Origin of the sequence: Streptomyces sp. NBC_01622 (assembly GCF_045209635.1) — a bacterium.
Classification (GTDB): domain Bacteria; phylum Actinomycetota; class Actinomycetes; order Streptomycetales; family Streptomycetaceae; genus Streptomyces.
In genome coordinates, this window is record NZ_CP109293.1 from 8,622,138 (window position 1) to 8,645,894 (window position 23,757).

The 23,757-nt window shown below is 71.0% G+C and carries 24 protein-coding genes and 2 pseudogenes; 13 read left to right on the plus strand and 13 right to left on the minus strand.

Annotated features, from left to right (window positions below; genetic code table 11):
• The first annotated feature begins 84 nt into the window (after nt 1–84).
• Entirely contained in the window at nt 85–693 is a 609-nt protein-coding gene (locus OH768_RS39925; RefSeq protein ID WP_406461170.1) for a DUF1349 domain-containing protein, read from the plus strand.
• Here OH768_RS39925 and OH768_RS39930 read toward each other — a convergent pair.
• Nucleotides 653–2,023 carry an MFS transporter gene (locus tag OH768_RS39930; protein WP_406461172.1) on the minus strand — a complete coding sequence of 457 codons (1,371 nt, stop codon included), beginning with the start codon at nt 2,021–2,023 and terminating at the stop codon, nt 653–655. The genes OH768_RS39925 and OH768_RS39930 overlap by 41 nt on opposite strands.
• 70 nt (nt 2,024–2,093) lie before the next feature.
• Here OH768_RS39930 and OH768_RS39935 point away from each other — a divergent pair, with 70 nt between their 5' ends.
• The 6 genes from OH768_RS39935 to OH768_RS39960 all read left to right on the plus strand — a co-directional run bounded on the left by OH768_RS39935 (nt 2,094) and on the right by OH768_RS39960 (nt 7,186).
• Nucleotides 2,094–3,089: a GlxA family transcriptional regulator gene (locus OH768_RS39935; protein ID WP_406461174.1), complete on the plus strand. Its 996-nt coding sequence runs from the start codon at nt 2,094–2,096 to the stop codon at nt 3,087–3,089.
• Entirely contained in the window at nt 3,086–3,577 is a 492-nt protein-coding gene (locus OH768_RS39940) for a GNAT family N-acetyltransferase (RefSeq protein ID WP_406461176.1), read from the plus strand. The genes OH768_RS39935 and OH768_RS39940 overlap by 4 nt, the downstream gene beginning before the upstream one ends.
• Before the next feature lie 77 nt (nt 3,578–3,654).
• Nucleotides 3,655–4,368: a DsbA family oxidoreductase gene (locus tag OH768_RS39945; protein WP_406461178.1), complete on the plus strand. Its 714-nt coding sequence runs from the start codon at nt 3,655–3,657 to the stop codon at nt 4,366–4,368.
• 96 nt (nt 4,369–4,464) lie between these two features.
• Complete coding sequence (locus tag OH768_RS39950; protein ID WP_406461180.1) at nt 4,465–5,514, plus strand: aminotransferase class V-fold PLP-dependent enzyme; 1,050 nt, start codon at nt 4,465–4,467, stop codon at nt 5,512–5,514.
• A 21-nt stretch (nt 5,515–5,535) separates the two neighbouring features.
• Nucleotides 5,536–6,153: an RNA polymerase sigma factor gene (locus OH768_RS39955; RefSeq protein WP_406461182.1), complete on the plus strand. Its 618-nt coding sequence runs from the start codon at nt 5,536–5,538 to the stop codon at nt 6,151–6,153.
• Nucleotides 6,154–6,178: 25 nt separating this feature from the next.
• Nucleotides 6,179–7,186 (plus strand): zf-HC2 domain-containing protein, encoded by a 1,008-nt coding sequence (locus OH768_RS39960; protein ID WP_406461183.1) that lies wholly within the window; start codon nt 6,179–6,181, stop codon nt 7,184–7,186.
• A 110-nt stretch (nt 7,187–7,296) separates the two neighbouring features.
• Here OH768_RS39960 and thpD read toward each other — a convergent pair whose 3' ends face one another.
• From thpD to OH768_RS39990, 6 genes and pseudogenes are all read right to left on the minus strand, one after another.
• Nucleotides 7,297–8,193, minus strand: coding sequence for an ectoine hydroxylase (thpD, locus tag OH768_RS39965; protein ID WP_406461185.1), 897 nt, complete (start codon nt 8,191–8,193; stop codon nt 7,297–7,299).
• 5 nt (nt 8,194–8,198) lie between these two features.
• A complete protein-coding gene (locus OH768_RS39970) occupies nt 8,199–8,603 on the minus strand; it encodes an ectoine synthase (RefSeq protein ID WP_406461187.1) in 405 nt (134 codons plus the stop codon).
• Between the two features lie 46 nt (nt 8,604–8,649).
• Nucleotides 8,650–9,921 carry a diaminobutyrate--2-oxoglutarate transaminase gene (ectB, locus tag OH768_RS39975; protein WP_406461189.1) on the minus strand — a complete coding sequence of 424 codons (1,272 nt, stop codon included), beginning with the start codon at nt 9,919–9,921 and terminating at the stop codon, nt 8,650–8,652.
• Between the two features lie 45 nt (nt 9,922–9,966).
• Entirely contained in the window at nt 9,967–10,473 is a 507-nt protein-coding gene (gene ectA / locus OH768_RS39980; protein WP_406461191.1) for a diaminobutyrate acetyltransferase, read from the minus strand.
• Between the two features lie 243 nt (nt 10,474–10,716).
• Nucleotides 10,717–10,938: pseudogene (locus OH768_RS39985) on the minus strand (DUF664 domain-containing protein); the annotation flags it as partial.
• A gap of 113 nt (nt 10,939–11,051) precedes the next feature.
• Nucleotides 11,052–12,152, minus strand: coding sequence for an aminotransferase class V-fold PLP-dependent enzyme (locus tag OH768_RS39990; protein WP_406461193.1), 1,101 nt, complete (start codon nt 12,150–12,152; stop codon nt 11,052–11,054).
• A gap of 193 nt (nt 12,153–12,345) precedes the next feature.
• Between OH768_RS39990 and OH768_RS39995 the strand changes: the two genes are divergently transcribed.
• From OH768_RS39995 to OH768_RS40015, 5 genes and pseudogenes are all read left to right on the plus strand, one after another.
• Nucleotides 12,346–13,203, plus strand: a complete 858-nt coding sequence (locus tag OH768_RS39995) for a transporter substrate-binding domain-containing protein (protein ID WP_406461194.1) — start codon at nt 12,346–12,348, stop codon at nt 13,201–13,203.
• Entirely contained in the window at nt 13,200–14,033 is an 834-nt protein-coding gene (locus OH768_RS40000; RefSeq protein WP_406461196.1) for an amino acid ABC transporter permease, read from the plus strand. Before OH768_RS39995 ends, OH768_RS40000 begins: the two co-directional genes overlap by 4 nt.
• A complete protein-coding gene (locus tag OH768_RS40005; protein ID WP_406461198.1) occupies nt 14,030–14,818 on the plus strand; it encodes an amino acid ABC transporter ATP-binding protein in 789 nt (262 codons plus the stop codon). The genes OH768_RS40000 and OH768_RS40005 overlap by 4 nt, the downstream gene beginning before the upstream one ends.
• A gap of 88 nt (nt 14,819–14,906) precedes the next feature.
• Nucleotides 14,907–15,998, plus strand: a complete 1,092-nt coding sequence (locus OH768_RS40010; RefSeq protein ID WP_406461199.1) for an amidohydrolase family protein — start codon at nt 14,907–14,909, stop codon at nt 15,996–15,998.
• Nucleotides 15,999–16,124: 126 nt separating this feature from the next.
• Nucleotides 16,125–16,490 (plus strand): annotated as a pseudogene (locus OH768_RS40015) (hypothetical protein); the annotation flags it as partial.
• 42 nt (nt 16,491–16,532) lie between these two features.
• Here the strand turns inward: OH768_RS40015 and cobC are convergent.
• Genes cobC through cobM form a run of 6 tightly spaced genes read right to left on the minus strand, consistent with a single transcriptional unit; the run spans nt 16,533 to nt 22,913 of the window.
• Nucleotides 16,533–17,618, minus strand: a complete 1,086-nt coding sequence (gene cobC / locus OH768_RS40020) for an Rv2231c family pyridoxal phosphate-dependent protein CobC (RefSeq protein WP_406461200.1) — start codon at nt 17,616–17,618, stop codon at nt 16,533–16,535.
• Nucleotides 17,608–18,546, minus strand: a complete 939-nt coding sequence (locus OH768_RS40025) for a sirohydrochlorin chelatase (RefSeq protein ID WP_406461201.1) — start codon at nt 18,544–18,546, stop codon at nt 17,608–17,610. The genes cobC and OH768_RS40025 overlap by 11 nt, the downstream gene beginning before the upstream one ends.
• Complete coding sequence (locus OH768_RS40030; RefSeq protein ID WP_406465648.1) at nt 18,543–19,133, minus strand: precorrin-8X methylmutase; 591 nt, start codon at nt 19,131–19,133, stop codon at nt 18,543–18,545. The genes OH768_RS40025 and OH768_RS40030 overlap by 4 nt, the downstream gene beginning before the upstream one ends.
• A 5-nt stretch (nt 19,134–19,138) precedes the next feature.
• Nucleotides 19,139–20,851, minus strand: a complete 1,713-nt coding sequence (gene cobJ / locus OH768_RS40035; protein WP_406461202.1) for a precorrin-3B C(17)-methyltransferase — start codon at nt 20,849–20,851, stop codon at nt 19,139–19,141.
• Nucleotides 20,848–22,086 carry a precorrin-6y C5,15-methyltransferase (decarboxylating) subunit CbiE gene (cbiE, locus tag OH768_RS40040; protein ID WP_406461203.1) on the minus strand — a complete coding sequence of 413 codons (1,239 nt, stop codon included), beginning with the start codon at nt 22,084–22,086 and terminating at the stop codon, nt 20,848–20,850. Before cbiE ends, cobJ begins: the two co-directional genes overlap by 4 nt.
• Nucleotides 22,083–22,913, minus strand: coding sequence for a precorrin-4 C(11)-methyltransferase (gene cobM, locus OH768_RS40045; RefSeq protein WP_406461205.1), 831 nt, complete (start codon nt 22,911–22,913; stop codon nt 22,083–22,085). Before cobM ends, cbiE begins: the two co-directional genes overlap by 4 nt.
• A gap of 110 nt (nt 22,914–23,023) precedes the next feature.
• On the opposite strand from cobM, the gene OH768_RS40050 reads away from it, so the two are divergent.
• On the plus strand, nt 23,024–23,752 hold the full coding sequence (locus tag OH768_RS40050) for a ZIP family metal transporter (RefSeq protein WP_406461207.1): 729 nt from the start codon (nt 23,024–23,026) through the stop codon (nt 23,750–23,752).
• Nucleotides 23,753–23,757 lie beyond the last annotated feature (5 nt).

A 23,757-nucleotide genomic window follows, 5' to 3' on the forward strand; every position in this document is an offset into this window, starting at 1 on the left:
TTGCGTGTGCCGCTCCGCTGTGGCTGGTCGCGCAGTTCCCCGCGCCCCTGAAAAACACTCCCCCTGGCCTGAGATGATTAGTTGATGGACTTGGAACTCTCCGAACTACCCTTCCCCCTCCGTACTTACGGGCCCGACGGGCACTGGTCCTACGAGGACGGTGTGCTCAGTGGATGGGCAGGGCCCCGACAGGACCGGTTTGTGCCGCCCACCGGCGAAGCGCTGGACCCCGCCTCCGACGCGCCCCGGTTGCTCGGGGCGCCGCACGGTGACTTTCAGCTCATCGCTCGTGTCACCGTCGGGTTCGCGGGGTCGTTCGATGCCGGGGTGCTCTATGTCCATGTCGGGGAGCGGGCCTGGGCGAAGTTGTGCTTGGAGTACTCGCCCGATGTGCCCACTGTCTGCACGGTGGTCACCCGGGGGCACTCGGACGACGCCAACTCCTTCACCGTGGACGGCAGTTCGGTATGGCTTCGAGTCAGTCGCACCGGTCGTGCCTTCGCCTTCCACGCCTCCCGCGACGGCAAGCGCTGGACCTTCGTCCGGCTCTTCACCCTCGGTGACGAGAAGGAGACGGACGCCGCCCTGGTCGGCTTCATGACGCAGTCGCCGATGGGGGAGGGGTGTGTCGTGACGTACGACCACCTTGAGTTCAGGGCGAGTTGGCCGGACGACCTGAGAGACGGAAGCTGAGCGAGGCCGTCACCGCGAAGAGGGCCGCGCTGATCGCGAGGCTCTCCCGCAGGCCCGTCGTGAATCCGTCGGAGACCAGTGCTCCGAACACGGCGATGCCCAGCCCGCCGGCCACCTGGCGCGCCGAGTTGAGCACCCCGGCCGCCAGCCCCGCCCGCTCTGCCGGTACCGCGTCCATCATCACGATGGTCAGCGGCGGGACCGTCAGGGCGCAGCCGAGGGCCATAGGCACGAGCAGCACGGCCACCAGGAGCGGGGGCGTGCGCTCGTCGACGAAGAGCAGGCCGAGGGTGCCCGCCGTGGCCAGCAACTGCCCGATCAGCATGGGCAGTCGGGCTCCGTAGCGGCCGGCCAGTTTGCCCGACACGACGTTCGTCACCGAGATCAGGCCGGCCATCGGCAGGAACATCAGCCCGGCGTACAGCGCCGAACGGCCCTGCACCTGCTGGAAGAAGAGCGAGAAGAGGAAGACCACGCCGTAGAAGGCGACACTGCACGCCGCACCCGCCGCGACCGCCACGGACACCGTACGACTGCGGAACAGGCCGAGCGGTACCACGGGATGTGCTTGGCGGAGTTCGACCCGGACGAAGACCGCGCCCGCGACCAGGGCGACAAGCGAGGCCACAACTCCCGTTGTGCCGCCCTCGATCACCGCGAAGGTCACGGCGGTGAGCGCCACCACCGCCGTCAGCTGGCCCGGCAGGTCGAGTGGCGATGGCCGGCGTTCCGAGCGTGGTGAGCGGACCAGTAGCGCCAGTGCCACCGCGCCCAGGGGCAGGTTGATGAAGAAGATGCCGCGCCAGTCCCAGACCGTGGTCAGCGCACCGCCGGCGACCGGGCCGAGGGCCACCGCGATCGCGCCGCCCGCCGCCCAAGTGGCCACCGCCCGCGCCCTCTTGGCCGGCTCGGGGTAGGCCTGTCGTACGAGGGACAGCGAGGCCGGGAGGACGACGGCCGCCGCCACACCCTGCACCACGCGCGCGGCGATCAGCGTCGGCAGGTTCGGGGCCAGGCCGCAGGCCGCCGAGGCGACGGTGAACACGGCGATGCCGATCGCGTACGCCCGGCTCGCCCCGGCCCGGTCCGCGAAGGCGCCGGTGGACAGCATCAGGGCGGCGAAGGAGAGCGTGTACGCGTCCACCACCCACTGCAGGCCCGACATCCCGCCGCCGAGCGCCTGCCCGATCGACGGCAGCGCCACGTTCACCACGGACGCGTCGAGGGTGATGAGCGCGAAGCCGAGGAGAGCGGCGGTGAGGGTGAGCGCGGGGGAGGGCGGGGTCACATCGCGGGTGCGGGGCGTGAGTTGGGTGGTGGTCGTTGGCATGTACCCATGCTGCGGAACCGCGACGGCATAGAGTAGTGGCCGGAACGCCATACAGCCGGAGGTTCTGGCCATGCCGAGGAAACGGCCCCCGCACCGCGTCGCGATCGTCGCGCCGTCCCCCGTCTCCATGTTCAACCTGGCCATCCCCGAGATGCTCTTCGCCAAGGTCGAGGTCGACGGCGGGCCCGGCTACGAGGTGACCATCTGCAGCTCGGACGGCGGCCCGGTGGTGACGACCGGCGGCCTGCACCTCCAGGTGGGCCGGGGCCTCGACATCCTGCGCACCGCCGACACCGTGGTGCTCGCGGGCACCGGCGAGCGCTACGAACCCGACCCGGTCGCGGTCGCCGCCGTCCGCGAGGCCGCCGCCGCGGGCAAACGCGTCGCCTCCATCTGCAGCGGCGCCTTCCTGCTCGCCGAGGCCGGGCTGCTCGACGGCCGCAGCGCCACCACGTACTGGGGAATGGCGGACGAGCTCCGCGAGCGCTACCCGGCCCTCGACCTCAGGGGCGACGTCCTCTACGTCCAGGACGGCCAGGTCCTCACCGCCTCCGGATACGCCGCCGGCATCGACCTCTGTCTGCACATCATCCGCACCGACTACGGCGCCGCCGTCGCCAACGAGGTCGCCCGCCTCGCCCTCGTCGCACCCGTACGGCCGGGCGGGCAGACGCAGTTCACCCAGACCCCGCTGCCGCCCGAACGCGGCACCGCCTGCGCCGACACCCGGGGCTGGGCCATGCGCAACCTCGACAAGCCGCTCACCCTCACCGACCTGGCCCGGCACGCGGGCGTGAGCGTCCGCACCCTCACCCGCCGCTTCCACGCCGAGAGCGGGGTGAGCCCCCTGCAGTGGCTGCTCCACCAGCGCGTCGAACGCGCCAAGGAACTCCTGGAGACCACCACCCTCCCCATGGACCAGGTGGCCCGCGCCTGCGGCCTGGGCACGGCTGACTCGCTGCGCGGCCACCTGGTCCGCCGCACCGGGCTGACCCCGAGCGCCTACCGGACGCAGTTCAGCCGCCTGGGAACCGGAGCGGCGGAGGTCGCGTCATCGGTCGCATGACGAGTGATCGCGCCACCGACACCCTGATGATCCGCACGGTCCTGCCCGCCGAGGCCGAGGCCATCGCCGACCTGCACTTCCGCGCCCGCTCGACCTACTATCCCGACGGCCTCCCGCAGTCCGACGTCGACTGGCGCGCCGCCTGGCTGGGCTCCATCGAACGCCCCGACGCCCATGTGCTGTGCGCGGTCGAGGACGGCCGTGTCGTCGCCGTCGCCTCCTTCCGCACCCCGGACGGCGCCCCCGCGGACACGGTCAAGCTCTTCCAGTTCCACGTCGCCCCCGACCGCTGGCGCTCCGGCCTCGGCACGGCCCTGCACACGGCCTGCGTCGAGCAGTGGCGGACCGACGCCCGGCGGACCGCCGTACTCGACGTGCATGTCGACAACGAACGGGCGCAGGCCTTCTACCTCCGTCAGGGCTGGGTCGCCGATCCGTCCGACGGTGATCACCATCTGGGGATGCGGCTGGCCCTCGCCGGGGAATGAAGCGGGTCGGCGGAACGTTCACGGGGGAAACGGAGGGAGTCTCCGTCAACCGCACACGTCCTGGAGAGCCGAAGAAGATGCGCGTCGAAATCTGGTCCGATATAGCGTGCCCCTGGTGCTATGTCGGAAAGGCCCGCTTCGAGAAGGCCCTCGGCGCCTTCCCGCACCGCGACGGCGTCGAGGTCGTCCACCGGTCCTTCGAGCTCGATCCGGGCCGCGCCAAGGGCGACATCCAGCCCGTGCTGAAGATGCTCACCAAGAAGTACGGCATGAGCGAGGCGCAGGCGCAGGCGGGCGAGGACAACCTCGGCGCGCAGGCCGCGGCCGAGGGCCTCGACTACCGCACCCACGACCGCGACCACGGCAACACCTTCGACATGCACCGCCTCCTCCACTTCGCCAAGGAGCAGGGCCGCCAGGACGAGCTGGTCCAGGCGCTGTACAAGGCGAACTTCGCGGAGGAGCGGTCCGTGTTCGGCGACGACGAGCGCCTCGTCGAACTCGCCGCCGGTGTCGGGCTGGACGCCGACGAGGCCCGCAAGGTACTGGCCGACTCCACCGCCTACGCCGACGACGTCCGCGCCGACGAGCGCGAGGCCGCCGAACTGGGCGCGAACGGCGTGCCCTTCTTCGTCCTCGACCGCAAGTACGGCGTCTCGGGCGCCCAGCCCGCCGAGGTCTTCGCCCAGGCACTGACCCAGGCGTGGGGCGAGCACTCACCGCTCAAGCTGATCGACAACGGTGACGCGGAGGCCTGCGGCCCCGACGGGTGCGCGGTGCCGCAGGCCTGAAAGCCGCAGGTCAGAGGCGACGCATAAGCATCGCTTAGAGGATTCACGCAAAAACGCGCAATGGACGAGGGGCGCACGGCACCGCAGAGTGGAGCCATGGAGACCTTCGAGAGCCTCGTCCGCGCCGAGTTCGCCCCGAAGAACACCTACCTCAACACGGCGAGCACCGGCCTCCTCCCGAGGCGCACCGTCACCGCCATGCACACCGCCGTCGAGGCGGCCTCGGTCGGCACACCGACCGACATGTTCGACGACGTCGAGGCGTCCCGCGCCGCCTTCGCCCGCCTGACGCGGGTGCCCGTCGGCCGGGTGGCGGCCGGGGCCTCGGTGGCGGTCTACAGCGGACTGATCGCCTCCTCGCTCCCGTCCGGCGCCGAAGTCCTCACCGCCGAGGCCGACTTCAGCTCGGTGGTGAACCCCTTCCACATGCGTGCCGACCTCAAGGTGCGCGCCGTCCCGCTGGAGCGGATCGCCGAGTCGGTACGCCCCGGCACCGCGCTCGTCGCGGTCAGCGCCGCCCAGTCCGCGGACGGCCGGATCGCCGACCTGCCCGCGCTCCGGGCGGCGGCACGCGAACACGGGGCGCGTACGTACGTCGACGCCTCGCAGGCCGCCGGCTGGCTGGACCTCGACGCGGACGCCTACGACTATGTCGCCGCCGTCGGCTTCAAGTGGCTCTTCTGCCCGCGCGGGGTCGCCTTCCTGGTCACCCCGGAGGACCTCGGCGGCCTCAACCCGGTCTTCGCCGGCTGGGTCGCGGGCGAGGCCCCGTGGGACAGCTGCTACGGCCCGGTCGCCGAACTCGCCCACTCCGCCCGCCGCTTCGACGAGAGCCCGGCCCTCTTCTCCTACGCCGGCGCCCGCCACTCCCTCACCTTGTTGGAGGAGTTGGGCGTGGACGCCGTACGCACCCACGACCTCGACCTGGCCGACCGCTTCCGCGCGGGCCTCGCCACCCTCGGCCACGAGCCGATCCCGTCCCCGGGGTCCCCGATCGTGTCCGTACCCGGACTCGGGCGGCGGCAGGGCGAGTTGAGCGCGGCCGGAGTCGAAGTCTCCGATCGCGCCGGGAACCTGCGCGCCGCCTTCCACCTCTACAACACACCCGAGGACGTCGACCGCCTGCTGGACGTCCTGTCCCGCTGACGCTAGGAAGGGCACCAGGGGGTGGTGCCGGTGCAGCCGACGGGCAGCAGCACGTCCGTACCATCCGCCGCCGACACGGAGCTGCACCGACGGCTCGTGTACGGCGACGAGTCCGCGCTGACCGAGGCGTACCGGATCTACGGCGGCCTGGTGCGAGGGGTCGCCGCACGGGTCACCCGCAGTCCGGTCGCCGCCGAGGACGTGGCGCAGGAGGTCTTCGCCCAACTGTGGAGCAGGCCCTACGCCTTCGACGCGCGCCGCGGCTCGCTGCGCACCTGGCTGTCGCTGCTGGCCCACCGGCGGGCCGTGGACTGGGTGCGCGGCGAGGCCAGACACCGCAAGCACGGCCACGCCGACGACTCGGCGCTGCACGCGATCCCGGACGCCGGACCGGGCCCGGACGAGACGGTCGTGGACCGCGAACGTGCCCTGCTCCTGCACACCGCGCTCGCCGAACTCCCCCAACCCCAGCGGGAAGTGGTGCACCTCGCCTACTTCGCGGGCCGCACCTACCGCCAGGCCGCCGCCGAACTCGGCATCCCCGAGGGCACCGCGAAGACCCGCCTGCGCACGGCGTTACGCACCTTGGCCGAGTCTTTGGCGGACCCACCGGACCCGGCGCTGGAAAGAGGCGCATGATGACGACAAGGAAGGGGGACGCGCGATGACCGATCACGACGGTGTACGGGACCTGCTGGCCGCCTGGGCCTTCGGCGCGCTCCCGCCCGCCGAGCGCAGGAGCGTCCAGCCGCACCTGGCCGAGTGCGAGAGCTGCTCCGCCGAAGCCGCCCGACTGCGCGAGACGGTACGCCTGTTGGACGGCCCGCCCATGAACGGCACCCCGGCCGAACCCACCGCCGACGCGCAGGTGCTGACCCGCGCCCTGCGCACCCGCCCCGCCGCACCCCAAGTCGCCCCGCACGCGGCCCCGTACGCCGCCGCGGTGGCCGGACTCCGCGCCCTGCTCCCCGAGTTGGACGGCCGCTGGGGCACTCCGGTGGTCCACGACTGGGACGCCCACGCGACACTCGCCCATCTCCTCTCCGCCGACGAGCACTTGGCCGTACGCCTGGGCATCGGCGCGCGAGTCCCCGCGTCCCGGATCGAGGAGGGCACGGCCTGGGAGGACGCCTGGGACCGCCGTACGACAGACGTCATCACCCATGAACACGGCCGTGAACCCGGGGCGACGGTCGCCGACTGGTCCGCCCAGGCGGCGGACCTCCTCGCGACCCCGGAAGCGCGCGACTCCGAACTCGCGTCCTGCGCAACGCTGTTGATGGGGATCAGGCTGCCCGTGGCCGACCACTTCGTGGTGCGGGCCTTCGAGACGTGGATCCACACCGACGACCTGGGCCGCGCCCTCGGCCTGCATGTACCGCCGCCGCCCGAGGAACACCTCGGGCGGCTGGTCCGGCTGGCCGTCCGCATTCTCGGCCTGGCACTCGGCCCCACCGCGCCGCCGGTGCTCCTCGCGATCACGGGCGCGGGCGAGCGGGTGCTGGGTTCCGAGGACGAGCCCGTACGGGCCGAACTCGTCCTGGATCCCGTCGACTTCTGCCTGCTGGTGGGCGGGCGACACACCCCCGACGCGGTGCCGCGCGGGGCGACGGGCGACGAGGACGCCGTGCGGAACGTACTGGAGCAGGCCGCGGCCCTGGCCTGGCTCTGACCCTCTCGCCGCCCTCGTCCCTCACTTCACCGGCGTGAAGTCCCGCGCCCCGATGCTGTGTTCGATTGCCGCTCCGCGGCGGGCCGGCCGCAGGCGTCGGGCGGTGGCGATCAGTGAATCGGGGTGAAGTCTCGTGCGCCGATGAACTCGGGCCTGCGCACCGGCGCGGCGAACGGCTCAACTGCCTTGTTTTCCACGCTGTTGAAGACGATGAAGACATTGCTGCGCGGGAACGGGGTGATGTTGTCGCCGGAGCCGTGCATGCAGTTGCAGTCGAACCAGGTCGCCGAACCGGCCCTGCCCGTGAACAACTTGATGCCGTACTGGGAGGCCATGTCGGTCAGCGCCTCGTCGGACGGCGTGCCCGCGTCCTGCATCTGGAGCGACTGGCGGTAGTTGTCCTCGGGGGTCGCGCCCGCGCAGCCGAGGAACGTGCGGTGCGAGCCCGGCATGATCATGAGGCCGCCGTTGGTGTCGTGGTTCTCGGTGAGCGCGATCGACACGGACACGGTCCGCATGTTCGGCAGACCGTCCTCGGCGTGCCAGGTCTCGAAGTCCGAGTGCCAGTAGAAGCCGCTCGCGCCGAAGCCCGGCTTCACGTTGATCCGGGACTGGTGGACGTACACGTCCGAACCGAGGATCTGCCGGGCCCGCCCGACGACCCGCTCGTCCCGCACGAGCCGCGCGAACACCTCGCTGATCCGGTGCACCTCGAAGACCGACCGGATCTCCTTCGACTTCGGCTCGACGATCGACCGCTCGTCGGCCCGGATCGCGGGGTCGACGACCAGGCGTTCCAACTCCCGCCGGTACACGTCGACTTCGTCGTCGCGGAGGAGTTCCGGCATGGCGAGGAAGCCGTCGCGCTCGAAGGACTGGAGGTCGGCCGCCGGGATCGGTCCCGGGGTGTCGGGGGAGCCCCAGACAACGGGGTCCTTGCGCGGGACGGACACCTCGGTGGTGCCGCGGCTGGGGTACAGGTCGGTGATGTCGGTGACGGTGGTCATGCTCGTCACACCTCCTCGGGCTCGGTCAGTAGCGGGTATACGCCGTTCTCGTCGTGGTCCTCCCGTCCGGTGACGGGCGGGTTGAAGACACAGATGCAGCGGAAGTCCTCCTTGATCCGCATGGTGTGCCGTTCGTGTCCGTCGAGGAGGTACATGGTCCCGGGCGTGATCGTGTAGGTCTGCCCGGTCTCGTTGTCGGTGAGTTCGGCCTCGCCCTCGACGCATACGACTGCCTCGATGTGGTTCGCGTACCACATCGACGTCTCGGTCCCCGCGTAGAGGACGGTCTCGTGGACCGAGAAGCCGACCCGCTCCTTGGCGAGGACGATGCGCTTGCTCTCCCAGGTGCCGGACGCGGCCCTGATGTGCCGGTCGGTGCCTTCGAGTTCCTTGAACGAACGGACAATCACGGTGCTTTGACGCCTCCTTGACGTGGTGTCAGATGGTCAGGGCTGTTCAAACGGTTTCGCGGACGGCGCGGGCCAGGATGCTCAGCCCCTCGTCCAGCTCCTCCGGGGTGATGGTCAGCGCGGGGAGCAGTTTCACGACCTCGCCCTGCGGGCCCGACGTCTCGACGAGCAGGCCGAGTTCGAAGGCGCGGGCGCAGATCCGGCCGGCGCGCTCGGGGTCCTTGAACTCGATGCCCCAGACCAGTCCGCGGCCCCGGTACTCCTTGATGTCGGCGAGGTTCTCCTCCGTGATGGAGATCAGCCCCTGCTCGACCTGCTCACCGCGGGTCCGGGTCTGCTTCTCCATCGCGGAACCGTCCGCCCAGTACGTCTCCAGGGCGGCGGTCGCGGTGACGAACGCCGGGTTGTTGCCGCGGAACGTGCCGTTGTGCTCGCCCGGCTCCCAGATGTCCAGCTCGGGCTTGAACAGGCACAGTGACATCGGAAGGCCGTAGCCGCTGATGGACTTGGACACGGTGACGATGTCGGGGACGATCCCCGACTCCTCGAAGGAGAAGAACGCGCCGGTGCGGCCGCAGCCCATCTGGATGTCGTCGACGATGAGAAGCATGTCCTGGCGCTCGCACAACTCGGCGAGCGCGCGCAGCCATTCGGGGCGGGCGACGTTGACGCCGCCCTCGCCCTGCACGGACTCGACGATCACGGCGGCGGGCTTGTTGAGGCCGGAGCCCTGGTCCTCCAACAGCCGCTCGAACCACAGGAAGTCGGGGACCTTGCCGTCGAAGTAGTTGTCGAACGGCATCGGCGTGCCGTGCACCAGCGGGATACCGGCACCGGCCCGCTTGAAGGCGTTGCCGGTCACGGCCAGCGAGCCCAGCGACATCCCGTGGAAGGCGTTGGTGAACGACACGATCGACTCGCGGCCCTTCACCTTCCGCGCCAACTTCAGCGCGGATTCAACGGCGTTGGTGCCGGTCGGGCCCGGGAACATCACCTTGTACGGCAGGTCGCGGGGCCGTAGCACCAGGTCCTGGAACGTCCGCAGGAACGCGCGCTTCGCACTGGTCGACATGTCGAGCCCGTGGGTGACGCCGTCGCGCTCCAGGTAGTCGATCAACGCCCGTTTCAGGACAGGGTTGTTGTGCCCGTAGTTGAGCGAGCCGGCGCCCGCGAAGAAGTCGAGGTAGGCGTGGCCGTCCTCGTCGTACATACGGCTGCCCCGGGCCCGGTCGAAGACGGTGGGCCAGCCGCGGCAGTAGCTGCGGACCTCGGACTCCAGGGTCTCGAAGACGCTGAGATCGGGCTGGGTGATGGTCACGCGAATCGCTCCTCAGTGGGTGTGGGGGGTTCAGAGGCTGGGGGCTCAGAGACTCAACGGGCCGATCCGGTACAGCACTTCGGGGTCGTGCGGTCCGTCCGGGAAGTCACCGGCCTCGAAGAGCACCGTGCGCTCGACGGTGGCGCCGTGGCGTTCGGCATACGAGGCGAAGAGGCGCTCGGACGCGATGTTGCCCGGCGTGATCGTGGTCTCGATCGCGGTCAGTCCGTACGCGGCCGAGACCCGCTCGGTGAGCCCGTCGAGCAGCCCGGCGGCCAGCCCGCGGCCACGCTGCGCGGCGTCGACGGCGACCTGCCACACGAGCAGGGTGCCGGGCCGGTCCGGCGGGATGTAGCCGGTGACGAAGCCGACCGGTTCCCCGCGCTCGTCCCGCACGACGGCGGAGGTGCCGGCGAAGTCCCGGCACCACAGCAGATAGCTGTACGACGAGTTCAGGTCGAGGGCGTTCGAGTCCTTGGCAATACGCCAGAGCGCGGCGCCGTCGGCCACCGTGGGGCGCTCTATGTGCAGGTCTGCTCGGGTGGCGGTCATGCGAATTGAATTTACCGAGGGAAATTCGGAATTGCATGGAGGGATGGGGTTTACGTATGGGCTGTGCTGTGTTATCACGCGTGCGAGCGCGGGGGATATGCGGAGATTTGGACCGAAGATAAAGGGCAAAACGGTCTGTCTGTGTAACGGGTCACAAGGGCGTAACCCTCACGAGATCTACGCGAATTATTTGCGTTTAGGTGCGCGAAAATCGGGCAGAAGAATTCTGGAATTACATCCGAATTAGGCGCCGGTCATACCGTCGATGCTTTCCCGCAAGATATCGGCGTGACCGTTGTGCCGCGCGTACTCCTCGACCATATGAATAAGCACCCACCGCAGACTGACCTCGACCCCGGCCAATGGCCCGTCCGGGATCCGCCCGAGATCGTCCAGCGCCAGCCCGGCGCACTGCGGCGCGTCGAGCCCGAACACCCGCTGGAACCAGTTCCGTCCGACCTCGGAACCCTGTGACTGCGGACCTCTGCCACTCTCAGCCCGTCCGGCGTTTGAGGACGAGGCCGTTCAGGCCGATCGGGGGTCCGGGGGCGGCGCCCCGGGGGTACCGCGGCCGAGGGCTACCGCCACGCTCCTTCCACGGCTGCCCGAGCCCCCTCCCGGTCCACCGGCACCCGCTGCTCGGCCAGCGCGGCGCCCAGTGCTGCCAAAGAGGTCTGTACCGCGTCCGCCGTCGCGTCGACCCCGTAGTGGTTGACCCGGATCATCTCCTTCGACAGGGCGCCGCCGCCCGCCGCCAGCGGCAGGGTCGGGTCCGTCGCCAGGGCCCTTGCCACCAGCTCCGACGCGATGACGCCCGAGGGCGTCCTGAGCGTCGTAGCGACCGGTGCGGCTTCGGTCGCGTCGTGGACGTACGGCTCCAGGCCGCCGCCCAGGGCCAGCGCGCCCGCCCGGGTCGCCGCGGCCGCGACGGCGTGGCGGCGCATCACCGTGTCGAGGCCCGCCGTCTCGATCCGCTCGACGCATGCCTCCAGGGCGAGCATCTCCAACTGGGCCGGGGCATGGAGGAGGGTCTTGCGGCCCGCGTCCACCCAGCGGTCCTTCCAGTCCAGCAACGAGAGGTACGAGCGGCGCGGGGCCCCGGGGGTGGACGTCATACGGGCCCATGCGCGTGCGCTCACCGACACCGCCGACACACCCGCGGGGCCGCCCATCGCCTTCTGCGCCCCGATCACGCACAGGTCGACACCCCACGCGTCCGGCAGTACCGGCTCCGCGCCGATGGAGGCCACCGCGTCGAGGTAGAAGAGGGCGCCGTGCGCGCGCACGACCTCGCCGATCTCCGCGACCGGATTGGTGTTGCCGGTCGCCGCCTCCGCGTGGACCAGGGACACGAAGTCGATCTCCGGGCGTGCGAGGAAGGCTTCTCGGATCTGCTCCGCCGCCACCGCCGTGTGGAACGGGACCGCCAGGTCGATCACCTCCGCGCCGCAGTCCCGCAGCCAGTTCCCGAAGGTCTGCCCGTAGGGGCCGGTGATGACGTTCAGCGCGACCGTGCCCGGACCGGCCGTCGAACGGATCGCGCCCTCCAGCGGCAGCAACGCCTCGCCCTGCATGATCACGACATCCTGCTCGGTGCCGAGCAGCTGGGCCACCCGGTCCTCGATCGAGGCGAAGTGCGCGGCACTCAGCGGGGCCAGGTCGAGGAAGGGGTGCGTCACGGCGGTGCTCTTTCACTCGCGGGGACCAAGGCGTCCCGGGGATCGATGGGAACGAGCGTAACCGGCGCTCCTGGGGCCCCTCTGACCGGCGACTTCTTAGCCCGTACGGCCCTCTGACCGACACCTCACCACGAGCGGTCCGCCCCGCCCCTCCGAATAATCGGAAGCCATAGTTCCGTCACAGGAGGCCTCCGTGAACACGCTCCTCGGCCGCCGGGCCCGCACCCTGGCCGCCACCACCGCGACGGCCGCACTCGTCCTAGTGGCCGGCTGCACGTCGAGCGACAGCGGCGGCAGCGCTTCGAAGACCGCCGCCGGTGGCGTCGAACTCGTCAAGGCCGGTCAGCTCACGACCTGCACGCACCTGCCCTACCCGCCCTTCCAGTCCGAGATCGACGGCAAGGTGCAGGGCTTCGACGTCTCCCTCATCGACCTGGTCGCCAAGAACCTCGGCGTGAAGCAGAAGATCCTGGACACCCCGTTCGAGAACTTCAAGACCGGTGCCTTCCTCAACGCCGGCGAGTGCGACCTGGCCGCCGCCGGCATGACCATCACCGCCGAGCGCAAGAAGAACGTCGACTTCTCCGACCCCTACTTCGACGCCACGCAGGCCGTCCTCGTCGACAAGAAGAGCGGGATCACCTCCCTCGCCGACGTGAAGACCAAGGGCAGGAAGCTCGGCGCCCAGGCGCAGACCACCGGCGAGGACTACGCGAAGAGCAAGGGCTTCGACCCCGTCTCCTTCGAGTCCTCCGACGCCGTCCTCAACGGCCTGCGCACCGGCCAGGTCCAGGCCGTCATCATCGACTACCCGGTCGTCCAGGGCTGGCTCAAGACCAAGGCCAACGCCGATGCCTTCCAGGTCGTCGACAACCTCAACACCGGTGAGCAGTACGGCTTCACGGTCAAGAAGGGCAACACCAAGCTCCTCGCCGCCATCAACGAGGTGATCAAGGACGCGAAGGCCGACGGGACGTACAAGAAGCTGTACGAGAAGTGGATCGGCCCGTACGACGCCTCGGCGGCCTCGCCCTCACCCGCAGCCTCATGACTGATACCGATGTCCAGCTCCAACCCAAGGTACAGGGCCTGACGCGTCGTCAACGGCGCAGGCTGTCCAAGGGAGTTCAGTACACCGTGTTCCTCGGCGCGGTGATCGCCTTCGCGGTCACCGCCGACTGGGGCCGCCTGAAGAACCAGTTCGCGCAGTGGAGCATCGCCAAGCAGATGTTCCCCGACGTCATCACACTGGCGTTGAAGAACACCGTGCTCTACACCCTGTCCGGCTTCGTCTTCGGACTCGTCCTCGGCATGATCGTCGCGCTGATGCGGCTCTCGTCCGTCGGCCCGTACCGCTGGCTCGCCGGAATCTACATCGAGATCTTCCGCGGCCTGCCCGCCCTGCTCATCTTCATCTTCGTCGGCGTCGCCGTGCCCCTCGCCTTCCCCGGCACGGAGATCGTCGGCGGCACGTACGGCAAGGTCGCCCTCGCACTCGGCCTGGTGTCCGCCGCTTACATGGCGGAGACGATCCGGGCCGGCATCCAGGCGGTGCCCAAGGGCCAGTTGGAGGCGGCCCGTTCGCTCGGCTTCTCGCAGGCGCGGGCCATGGTGTCGATCGTCGTCCCGCAGGCGTTCCGGATCATCCTGCCGCCCCTCACCAACGAACTCGTCCTCCTCTTCAAGGACTCCTCCCTGGTCCTCTTCCTCGGCGTCACCCTGGAGGAACGCGAACTGTCCAAATACGGCAGGGACTTGGCCAGTACGACCGCCAACTCCACGCCCATCCTGGTGGCGGGCCTGTGCTATCTCCTCGTCACGATCCCGCTGAGCTTCGTGGTGCGCCGTATGGAGACGAAGACGGGGGAGGCCGTGCGATGACCGCCCCACCCGGGAACCCCGAGATCGAAGTACGCGGCCTGCACAAGTCGTTCGGCACGAATGAGGTGCTGCGCGGCATCGACCTGGAGATCGGGCAGGGCGAGGTGGTGTGCGTCATCGGCCCGTCCGGCTCCGGCAAGTCGACGCTGCTGCGCTGTGTGAACCTGCTCGAAGAACCCACGAAGGGGCAGGTGTTCGTCGGCGGTACCGAAGTCACCGACCCAGATGTCGACATCGACGCCGTACGCCGTCGTATCGGCATGGTCTTCCAGCAGTTCAACCTCTTCCCGCACCTGTCCGTCACCGAGAACCTCACCCTGCCCCAACGCCGGGTCCTGCGCCGGGACAAGGCGGCGGCGGAGAAGGTGGCCGCGGAGAACCTGCGGCGCGTGGGCCTGTCCGAGAAGGCCGCCGCCTACCCCGCGTCCCTCTCCGGCGGCCAGCAGCAACGCGTCGCCATCGCACGGGCGTTGGCGATGGACCCCGAGGTGATGCTCTTCGACGAACCGACCTCCGCACTCGACCCGGAACTGGTGGGCGACGTACTGGCGGTCATGCGGATGCTCGCGAACGAGGGCATGACCATGATGGTGGTCACCCACGAGATGACGTTCGCGCGCGAGGTCGCCGACCGGGTCGTGTTCATGGACGGCGGGGTGATCATCGAGGACGGCACGCCCGACCGGGTCATCGCCAACCCGACACACGAACGCACCCGCCACTTCTTGTCACGCCTACTGGACCCGGCGATGGCTGAAGTACAGGACGAGGAGAGCGCCCCTTAGGGGCGCGGGGCCGTATCGATATGCGGCTTCGCCGCGTGGGCGCGACCAGCCACAATGAACCCGCACCCGACGAACTATCGTGCGTCCCATGAGCGATCAAGCCGTGCTGCACGTAAAGGGCCGGGTCCTGGTGGGACCGGAGGACATCCGTGACGAACTCTGGGTGATCGACGGCCGCATCTCCTACGACCGCCCCGTCGACGCCCATGACGTCCGCACGGTCGACGGCTGGGCCCTCCCCGGCCTCGTCGACGCCCACTGCCACGTCGGCCTCGGCCCCCATGGCCCCGTAGACGCGGCCACCGCCGAAACGCAGGCACTCGCCGACCGCGACGCCGGCACCCTGCTCCTGCGTGATGCCGGCTCGCCGTCCGACACCCGCTGGATCGACGATCGCGAGAACCTCCCGAAAATCATCCGCGCGGGCAAACACATCGCCCGCACCCGCCGCTACATCCGCAACTTCGCCCACGAGATCGAGCCGGACGAACTCGTCGCCTACGTCGGCCAGGAAGCCCAACGCGGCGACGGGTGGGTCAAGTTGGTCGGCGACTGGATCGACCGCGACCTCGGCGACCTGTCGGCCTGCTGGCCGCGCGAGGCGGTCGAGGCGGCGATCGCCGAGGCCCACCGGCTCGGTGCGCGCGTCACCGCGCACTGCTTCGCGGAGGACGCGTTGCGCGACCTGGTCGAGGCGGGCATCGACTGCATCGAGCATGCCACCGGCCTCACCGAGGACCTCATCCCGCTGTTCGCCTCGCGGGGCGTGGCAATCGTCCCGACCCTTGTGAACATCGCGACCTTCCCGCACCTCGCCGCGGGCGGCGAGAGCAGGTACCCGAGCTGGTCGGCCCACATGCTCCGACTCTACGAGCGGCGCTACGACACCGTGCGCGCCGCCTACGACGCCGGCGTCCCGGTGTACGTCGGGACCGACGCCGGGGGATCGTTGGCCCACGGCCTGGTCGCCGCCGAGGTCGCCGAACTGGTCACCGCCGGCATCCCGGCCGTAGAGGCGCTGTCGGCGACCGCGTGGGGTGCGCGGCGGTGGCTCGGGCGGCCCGGGCTCGAGGAGGGCGCATCGGCGGACTTCGTCGTGTACGAGGCCGACCCGCGCGCCGATGTGCGCGTCCTGGCGTCGCCGCGACGGGTGGTGCTGAACGGGCTGGTGATCGAATAGTCGCCAGCCGATTCGAATGCGTTCACGGAAAACCCACGATGGGGTGAAGTGACGCAGGATCGCTGACGGTTCACCTTTCGTGGGTAATTCTTACCGGGTCCCAAGCATGTCTCTTCTGGGGGTCCCGCGGGGTTTGCTCACGCGACCACCAACCAGGGGCGCGCGAGCGCCGTCGTACTGCGCACCGGGCTCGACGTGTCCCTGCTCAACAAGACCGTGGACGTCCCGCTCGCGGTCTCTTTCAACGAGGTCCAGGCACCGCGGAGTGCCGAAAAGACCGCGCTCTCCGCCGAGTCGAATCTGCTCGGGTCCGTGACTGTGTTCGGCAAGCGGGTCACGGTGACCGCCGGTGGTCCTACGGAGGTTCAGGTGCCGGGGGTCGGGTCGGTCCGGCTGGACCTGTCCAAGACGTCGACCACGTCTCGTACGGCCGCTGCGACCGCGCTCCAACTCAAGGTGTCCGTCAATCCGTTGAAGCTGAACGTGGCGGAGGCGGGGTTGGCTGAGAAGTGTGCCTCTGAAAAGCTCCTCCCCTCACCGCCCCGCCAACGTCACCGCCTGATCCAGCGCCTGCAAGAACCGATTCACCGTCGTCCGGTCCCGTACCGCCAGCCGTAGCCACTGCTCGCCCAGTCCGGGGAACGTGTCCCCGCGCCGGACCGCGAAGCCCAGGTCGCGCAGGTGCCGCCGGACGGCAACCGCGTTGGGGACGCGGACGAGGACGAAAGGGCCCTCGGCGGGTTCCATGACCTGGAGTCCGTCGGGCGCGAACTCGGCGAGGCCGGCGACGAGATGGGCCCGGTCGGCGGCGATGCGGTGGGCTGCGTGGGCGGCCTCCGCGAGGGCCGGTGCGTCCATGCACGCCTCCGCCGCGGCGAGCGCGGGCGTGGAAACCGGCCACAGCGGCTGGGCCCGTTCGAGTTCGGCGATCGTCTCGGGGGCTGCCAGGACGTAGCCGATCCGCAGCCCCGCCAGGCCCCACGTCTTGGTGAGGCTGCGCAGGACCACGAGGCCGGGGATGTCGGTCCGGCCCGCGAGCGCCTCGCGCTCACCCGGCACCGCGTCCATGAACGCCTCGTCGACCACCAGGAGCCGTCCGGGGCGGGCCAGTCGGGCGATCGCCGCGGCGGGGTGGAGGACGGACGTGGGGTTCGTCGGATTGCCGACCAGCACCAGGTCCGCGCCCTCGGGGACGGCCCCCGGGGTCAGCCGGAAACCGTCCGCCTCCCGCAGCAGCACCCGCTCCACCTCGTGCCCGGCGTCCCGCAGCGCCGCCTCCGGCTCCGTGAACTGGGGGTGTACCACCACCGGCTGATGGACCTTCAGCGCACGGGCGAGCAGCACGAAGGCCTCGGCCGCACCCGCCGTCAGCAGTACGCGGTCCACCGGCAGCCCGTGCCGCGCCGCGACCGCCGCCCGCGCCGCCCGCCCGTCGGGGTAGGCGGCGAGGCCGGTGAGTGAGTCGGCTATTCGCTCACGCAGCCAGGTGGGCGGGGTGTCCGCGCGGACGTTCACCGCCAGGTCGATCAACCGGGCGCCGTCGTCCCGGACTTCGGCATCACCGTGATGACGGAGATCATGGGTTTCGCGCTTGGGATCGTGGGCTCTGTCAGTGTGCATGGGCGTGCCCACCGTGATGGTGATGCCCGTGGTGGTGACCGTCGTGGTCGTGACCGTCGTCGTCCGGGTGGAAGTGCGGCTGCTGCGGCTGCCCCACCTTGTCCTCGAAACCGGGCAGCGCGATGCGGTACACGCACGAGTCGCAGTTCATCCGCAGATCACCCTTGACCGCCTCCCGGTACCGCTCCATCACCAGGTCGAGCAACTCCGGCTCCGGACCGATGACTTCTGCCGACCGTACCTCGGTCTCCGGGTGCGCCGCCGCCCACCCCTCCGTCTGCTGCCGTACCCGATCCGGCAGGATGCCCGTGAACAGGAAGTACGGCAGCACGACTATCCGCCGCGCGCCCAGCTTCACACACCGGTCCAGGCCGCTCGGCACGTCCGGCGCCGCCAGCGACACGAACGCCGGCTCCACGCCCGCGTAGCCGCGCCCCTCCCACAGCAGCCGCGCCGCCTTGTGCACCTCGGCGTTGGCGTCCGGGTCCGTCGACCCGCGCCCCACGAGGAGCACGGTCACATCGGCCCGGTCCTCGGGCGTCCGCGCCGACTCGCCCAGCGCCTCGTCGAGCCGTCGCTCCAGCACCTTCAGCAGCGACGGGTGCGGGCCCAGCGGACGGCCGTACGTGTAGGAGATCCCCGCGTGCCGCTCCTTCTCCCGGGCCAGCGCCGCGGGGATGTCCCCCTTGGCGTGTCCGGCGGACACCAGCATCAGCGGTACGGCGGCGAACCGGCGCACCCCGCGCTCCACCAGCTCGGTCACCGCGTCGCCCAGCGGTGGCGGCGACAGCTCGATGAACCCGCCCGCGACGGGCAGTTCGGGGTGACGGCGGCCCAACTCCCGTACGAAGGACCGGAACGCCTCGGCTCCGGCCTCGTCCCGGGTGCCGTGTCCGGCGATGAGCAGGGCGGGCGGCGGGGTGGTCACGATTTCTCCTCGGACGGTGATGTGGGGTGGTACAGCAGGGCGTTGAGGGCGGCCGCGGCGACCGCCGAGCCGCCCTTCTCGGACACGTTGCTCACGGCGGGCAGCCCGCTCTCGCGCAACGCGGCCTTGGACTCGACGGCGCCGACGAAACCGACGGGAAGCCCGATGACGAGTGCGGGGGAGGCGTCCAGCGTCAGCAACTCCTCCAGGGCGGTGGGCGCGTTGCCGATCACCCACAGGGCGCCGGGCCCGACCTCCTCGTGGGCGAGCCGGATCGCGTGCGCCGAACGCGTCAGCCCGGGACCTGACTTGGCGTCCTTGAGCCGGCACACGGTCGGGTGCCCGGTGATTCCGGCCGCGACCATCGCCACGTCCACGACCACCGGTGCCCCCGCGTGCAGCGCGCTGTGCGCCTTCGCCAACTCGCCCTCGTCCAGGACGAGATCGGACGCGTACTCCAGATCGGCCGCGGAGTGGACGACCCGCTCCACGACCGCGCGGGTCAGCGGCGGGAGGTGCGAGGTGTCCAGGCGGGCGCGCATCCGCCGGTAGGACTCCACCTCGATCGGATGGATCACTCGGTCCACGGGGATCATTCGGCCACCTCCTGCGCTGTCCGGTCCGCCTGCCAGCGGTACCCGCGCGGTGTCACCATGCGTCCGGCGATGTCCCGGGTGGCCGTGTTGCCCACGGTCACCACTGTCATCATGTCGACCGTCGCCGGATCCAGTGCCGCCAGTGTCGTCAGGCGGCTGGATCCGTCCGGCCGCGAGGCGTTCCGTACGACACCGACCGGCGTGGCCGGCTCCCGGTGCTCGGCGAGGATCGCCAGCGCCTTCGGGAGCTGCCAATCGCGGCCCCGGCTGCGGGGGTTGTAGAACGTCACCACGATGTCCGCCTCGGCCGCCGCCCGCACCCGCCGCTCGATGATCTCCCACGGCGTGTGCAGATCGGAGAGGCTGATCGACACATGGTCGTGGCCGAGGGGCGCCCCGAGGATCGCGGCGGCGGCCAACGCGGCCGTCACGCCCGGGACTCCGACCACGTCGATGTCGTCCGAGGCCTCCGCCAGCGCGGGCGAGGCCATCGCGTACACCCCGGCGTCCCCGCTGCCGATCAGCGCGACCGCCTGCCCCTTCCGCGCCTCGGTCACTGCCGTACGGGCCCGCTCCTCCTCGGCGCCGAGCCCCGACTCCAGGACCAGCGTCCCGGGCCGCAGCAGATCGCGGATCTGGTCGACGTACTGGTCGAGCCCCACCAGCACGGCGGCGCGCTGGAGTTCGGCCTTGGCGCGCGGGGTGAGCAGGTCCCGGGCGCCGGGTCCGAGCCCGACCACCGCGAGCCGGCCGCGCGCGAGCCGCCGTACGACGGCGCAGGTCGCCATCGCGGGCCGCCCGTCGGCGCGTACCGACTTCCGCTTGGGGACGAGGAGTTCGCCCCCGCCGACGAGCGCGGCGGCCTCCGCCACGGACGGGGTGCCCACGGCGGCGAGCGGTGCCTCGGAGGGGTTGGGCACCTCCACGGCCGCCAACTCCTCGGCGGAGTGGGTCACCAGCGGTACCCCGAGCCGCCGGGCCGCCTCGACGATGCCGGGCTCGTCCGACTTGGCGTCGACGGTGGCGAGTTCGGCGAGGGACGTGAGGGACAGCCCCGCGTCGCGTACCGCGCTCTCGACGAGTCCCAGCACCTCTTCCACCGAGGCACCCTTGGACGCGCCCACCCCGACGACGAGCGACGGCGGCCGGAGTACGACCTCCCGCTCGGCGGGCTCGACGGCGCGATCGGTGACCCGGATGACGTAGGAGCCACCCGTCCCCGACACCGGGAGCGGCGGCAGCGGCCACGCCAACTCGGCGTCCAGGGCGACCGGTTCGCCGTCGAGCAGAGCCCGCGAGACGCCCGCTACATCCCCCTCCACCGGGAACCCGAGGGTGTCGAGGCCGGGCACGCCGACCGCGTCCGTGGCCGTGGTGACGACGGGCTGGGCGGCCAGCAACTCGCCCACCTGCACGGCGAGTTCATTGGCCCCGCCGCCGTGTCCGCCGACCAGCGAGACGGCGAAGCGTCCGCCCTCGTCGACGCACACGACCCCGGGGTCGGTCCGCTTGTCGGCCAACAGCGGGGCGATCAGCCGTACTACGGCTCCCGTGGCGAGGAAACACACGAGCTGCTCGCACTCCGCGAACGCGGCCCGGACGGCGTCCCCGACGGGACCCTCGTACACGCGCGTACGGTCCGGCCACGCGGCGGCCAGCCGGTCGCGCGCCGTCGCTCCCGCCGCCGTGGCGGAGATGAGGCCGATCACTGAGCAACTCCTTCAACAGATGCCGGAGGCCGGACGCCCCACAGCAGAAAGACGGGATTGGTGGCCGCCAGCCGGGTCACGTCCCCCGGCAGCGGCGCGAGCCGGGACGACTGCAGCAGCACCCCGTCGACCGCGAACCCGGCACCGCCGAGCGCCTCGCGGACCGCCGGTACCCGGTCGAGCGCGGCCATCGCGACGACCACGGTCCGCCGGGCCCGTCGCGCGCACGCGGTGACGATGGCGGGCAGTTCGCGCCCGCCCCCGCCGACGAACACGGCGTCGGGGTCGTCGAGGTCGGACAGCACGGTCGGTGCCGCCCCGTGCACGATGTGGACGTCGACGCCGTGCGCCTCGGCGTTGGCGCGGATCCGCTCGACACCGTCCCGGGTCTTCTCGACGGCGGTGACGGCGGCGCCGAGCCGGGCGCACTCGACGGCCACGGACCCGGAGCCGGAGCCGATGTCCCAGACCAGTTCACCGAGCCGCGGCCCGATCCTGGCCAGTGCCAGCGCCCGTACCTCGAACTTGGTGATCATCGAGTCCCGGTGCTCGAACTTCCGCTCGTCCAGCGCCCATTGGGCCGGTCCGACGGCGGCCCCGGCGACCGTCCGTACGCCGTCCGAGCCCCGGGACTCGTCGAGGCACAGGACCACACTCACCGCCGTACCCCAGTCCCGGGCGGCGGCCTCGGCGAGTGTGAGCCGCTCCACCTGTTCCTCCCCGGAGCCGAGCGCGGACGCGACGACGAGGACGCGCCCGGTGGTCCGGTGGGTGAGGGCGGCCCCCAGTTCGGCGGGTCCGGCCCCCGGTCCGGTGAGCACGGCGACCTTGGGATGCGCGCGGCATGCGTTGACCGCCGTACGGAGATCGCGTCCGTGCGCGCTGACCACGACCGCGTCGTCCCAGGTCAGACCGAGCCGGGCGAAGGCGGTGGCGACGGAGGAGACGGCGGGGCGTACGTCGAGGGCATCGGCGCCGAAGCGTTCCGCCAGCGCCCGGACGATCCCGAAGAACCCGGGGTCGCCCGAGGCCAGCACGACGACCGGCTCGTCCTTCTCGACGTACGCCGCGATGGTGTCGAGGGCGGGCGCGAGCGGGCCGAGGACGATCTGTTCGGCGCCGTCCGGGAGCGTGGCGGCGGCCAGATGGCGCCGGCCGCCGACGACGAGCCGGGCAGCGGCGAGCACCTCGTCCGCGACCGGCGCGCCCGTCCCCGTACCGACGACCGTGATCACGTGCTCGCACCCCGCGAGCGCAGGGCCCGGCGGGCCTCCGGGTCGGCCTTGCGGTAGCCGTGGAAATGACCCGGGTGGTAGAGGTGCGAGCGGGTGCCGTGGGCGTCGAGGGCCGGGCCGACCAGGAAGAGGGTGTGCTTCCAGAGCTTGTGCTCCTTGACCGTCTCCTCCAGCGTGGCGATCGTGCACTTCACGATCAGTTCCTCGGGCCAGGTGGCCTGGTAGGCGACGACGACGGGTGTGTCCGTCGGGTAGCCGCCCTCCAGCAGCTCCCGCACCAACTGCCCGCTGCGGGCGGCCGACAGGAAGATCGCCATCGTCGTACCGTGGCGCGCGAACTCCCGCACCTCCTCCCCGGGCGGCATCGGCGTCTTGCCGCCGCCGAGCCGGGTGAGGACGACGGACTGCGCGACCTCCGGGATCGTCAGCTCGCGCTGCGCGAGGGCGGCCACAGCCGAGAACGCGGAGACTCCGGGGACGATCTCGGTCTCGATGCCGATCGCACGGCACCGGTCGAGTTGCTCCTGCGTACCGCCCCAGAGGGCCGGGTCGCCGGAGTGGATGCGCGCCACGCGCAGCCCCTCCGCACCAGCCCGCTCGTACACGGCGACGACGTCCTCCAGGGACATGGTCGCCGAGTCCAGGATCTCGGCGCCCTCGCGCGCGTGGTCGAGAACCTCCGCCTGGACCAGGCTGGCCGCCCAGATCACGACGTCGGCCTCGGCGATGGCGCGCGCGGCACGGAACGTCAGCAGATCGGCGGCGCCGGGACCGGCACCGACGAAGGTCACCTTGCCGGTGGGGGTATCGGCGGCGGCATCGGCCATGGGGTCGGATCCTCTCAAGCGGGACAAACAGAACGGGAACGTCAGTACACGTGGGGGTGGAGTGGTCCAGGATGTGCGCGAACAGGGGTTGATCGGATAGCAAGGGGACTATGGCGGTCTTCGTCGCGCTCGGCGCGTTCCTGATGACGCTGGCCGGCGGCTGGACGGCACAGCGCGTGACCGACCGCCGCCATCTCGTCCTGGGCCTGGCCGGCGGCCTGATGCTGGGCGTCGTAGGCCTCGATCTGCTGCCGGAGGCGCTGCGCGCGGCGGGCCACGAGGTCTTCGGCGTACCGGCCGCCCTGCTGCTCTTCGTGGCCGGCTTCCTCGTGGCCCATCTGGTCGAACGCATGCTCGCCGCCCGCCAGGCCTCCCACGGCGCCGAGGAAAGCAACGGCCGCGCGCCCGAGGTCGGCCTCACGGCGGCCGCCGCGATGGTCGGCCACAGCTTCATGGACGGGGTCGCGATCGGCGCCGCGTTCCAGGTGGGCGGCGGCATGGGCACGGCGGTCGCGCTCGCGGTCATCGCCCATGACTTCGCGGACGGCTTCAACACGTACACGATCACGAGCCTGTACGGCAACGCCCGCCGCAAGGCGATCGCGATGCTGGTCGCGGACGCGGCGGCCCCGGTGGCCGGCGCCGCCTCGACGGCGTTCCTGAGCATCCCGCAGGGGCTGCTCGGCGGCTATCTCGGCTTCTTCGGAGGCGTGCTCCTCTACCTCGCCGCCGCCGAGATCCTCCCCGAGGCCCACCACGAACACCCCGCGCCCGCGACCCTGCTGTGCACGGTCGCCGGAGCGGGCTTCATCTGGCTGGTGGTCGGCCTCGCGGCCTGATCTAC

Coding starts and splice junctions, on each gene's coding strand:
- OH768_RS40010 (WP_406461199.1), top strand. CDS start 14,907: ATGAGCGATCAAGCCGTGCTGCACGTAAAGGGCCGGGTCCTGGTGGGA.
- OH768_RS39925 (WP_406461170.1), top strand. CDS start 85: ATGGACTTGGAACTCTCCGAACTACCCTTCCCCCTCCGTACTTACGGG.
- OH768_RS40000 (WP_406461196.1), top strand. CDS start 13,200: ATGACTGATACCGATGTCCAGCTCCAACCCAAGGTACAGGGCCTGACG.
- OH768_RS40005 (WP_406461198.1), top strand. CDS start 14,030: ATGACCGCCCCACCCGGGAACCCCGAGATCGAAGTACGCGGCCTGCAC.
- OH768_RS39930 (WP_406461172.1), bottom strand. CDS start 2,023: ATGCCAACGACCACCACCCAACTCACGCCCCGCACCCGCGATGTGACC.
- cobM (WP_406461205.1), bottom strand. CDS start 22,913: ATGGCCGATGCCGCCGCCGATACCCCCACCGGCAAGGTGACCTTCGTC.
- ectA (WP_406461191.1), bottom strand. CDS start 10,473: ATGACCGCCACCCGAGCAGACCTGCACATAGAGCGCCCCACGGTGGCC.
- OH768_RS39935 (WP_406461174.1), top strand. CDS start 2,094: ATGCCGAGGAAACGGCCCCCGCACCGCGTCGCGATCGTCGCGCCGTCC.
- thpD (WP_406461185.1), bottom strand. CDS start 8,193: ATGACCACCGTCACCGACATCACCGACCTGTACCCCAGCCGCGGCACC.
- OH768_RS39940 (WP_406461176.1), top strand. CDS start 3,086: ATGACGAGTGATCGCGCCACCGACACCCTGATGATCCGCACGGTCCTG.
- OH768_RS39960 (WP_406461183.1), top strand. CDS start 6,179: ATGACCGATCACGACGGTGTACGGGACCTGCTGGCCGCCTGGGCCTTC.
- OH768_RS39945 (WP_406461178.1), top strand. CDS start 3,655: ATGCGCGTCGAAATCTGGTCCGATATAGCGTGCCCCTGGTGCTATGTC.
- OH768_RS39950 (WP_406461180.1), top strand. CDS start 4,465: ATGGAGACCTTCGAGAGCCTCGTCCGCGCCGAGTTCGCCCCGAAGAAC.
- cobC (WP_406461200.1), bottom strand. CDS start 17,618: ATGCACACTGACAGAGCCCACGATCCCAAGCGCGAAACCCATGATCTC.
- OH768_RS40050 (WP_406461207.1), top strand. CDS start 23,024: ATGGCGGTCTTCGTCGCGCTCGGCGCGTTCCTGATGACGCTGGCCGGC.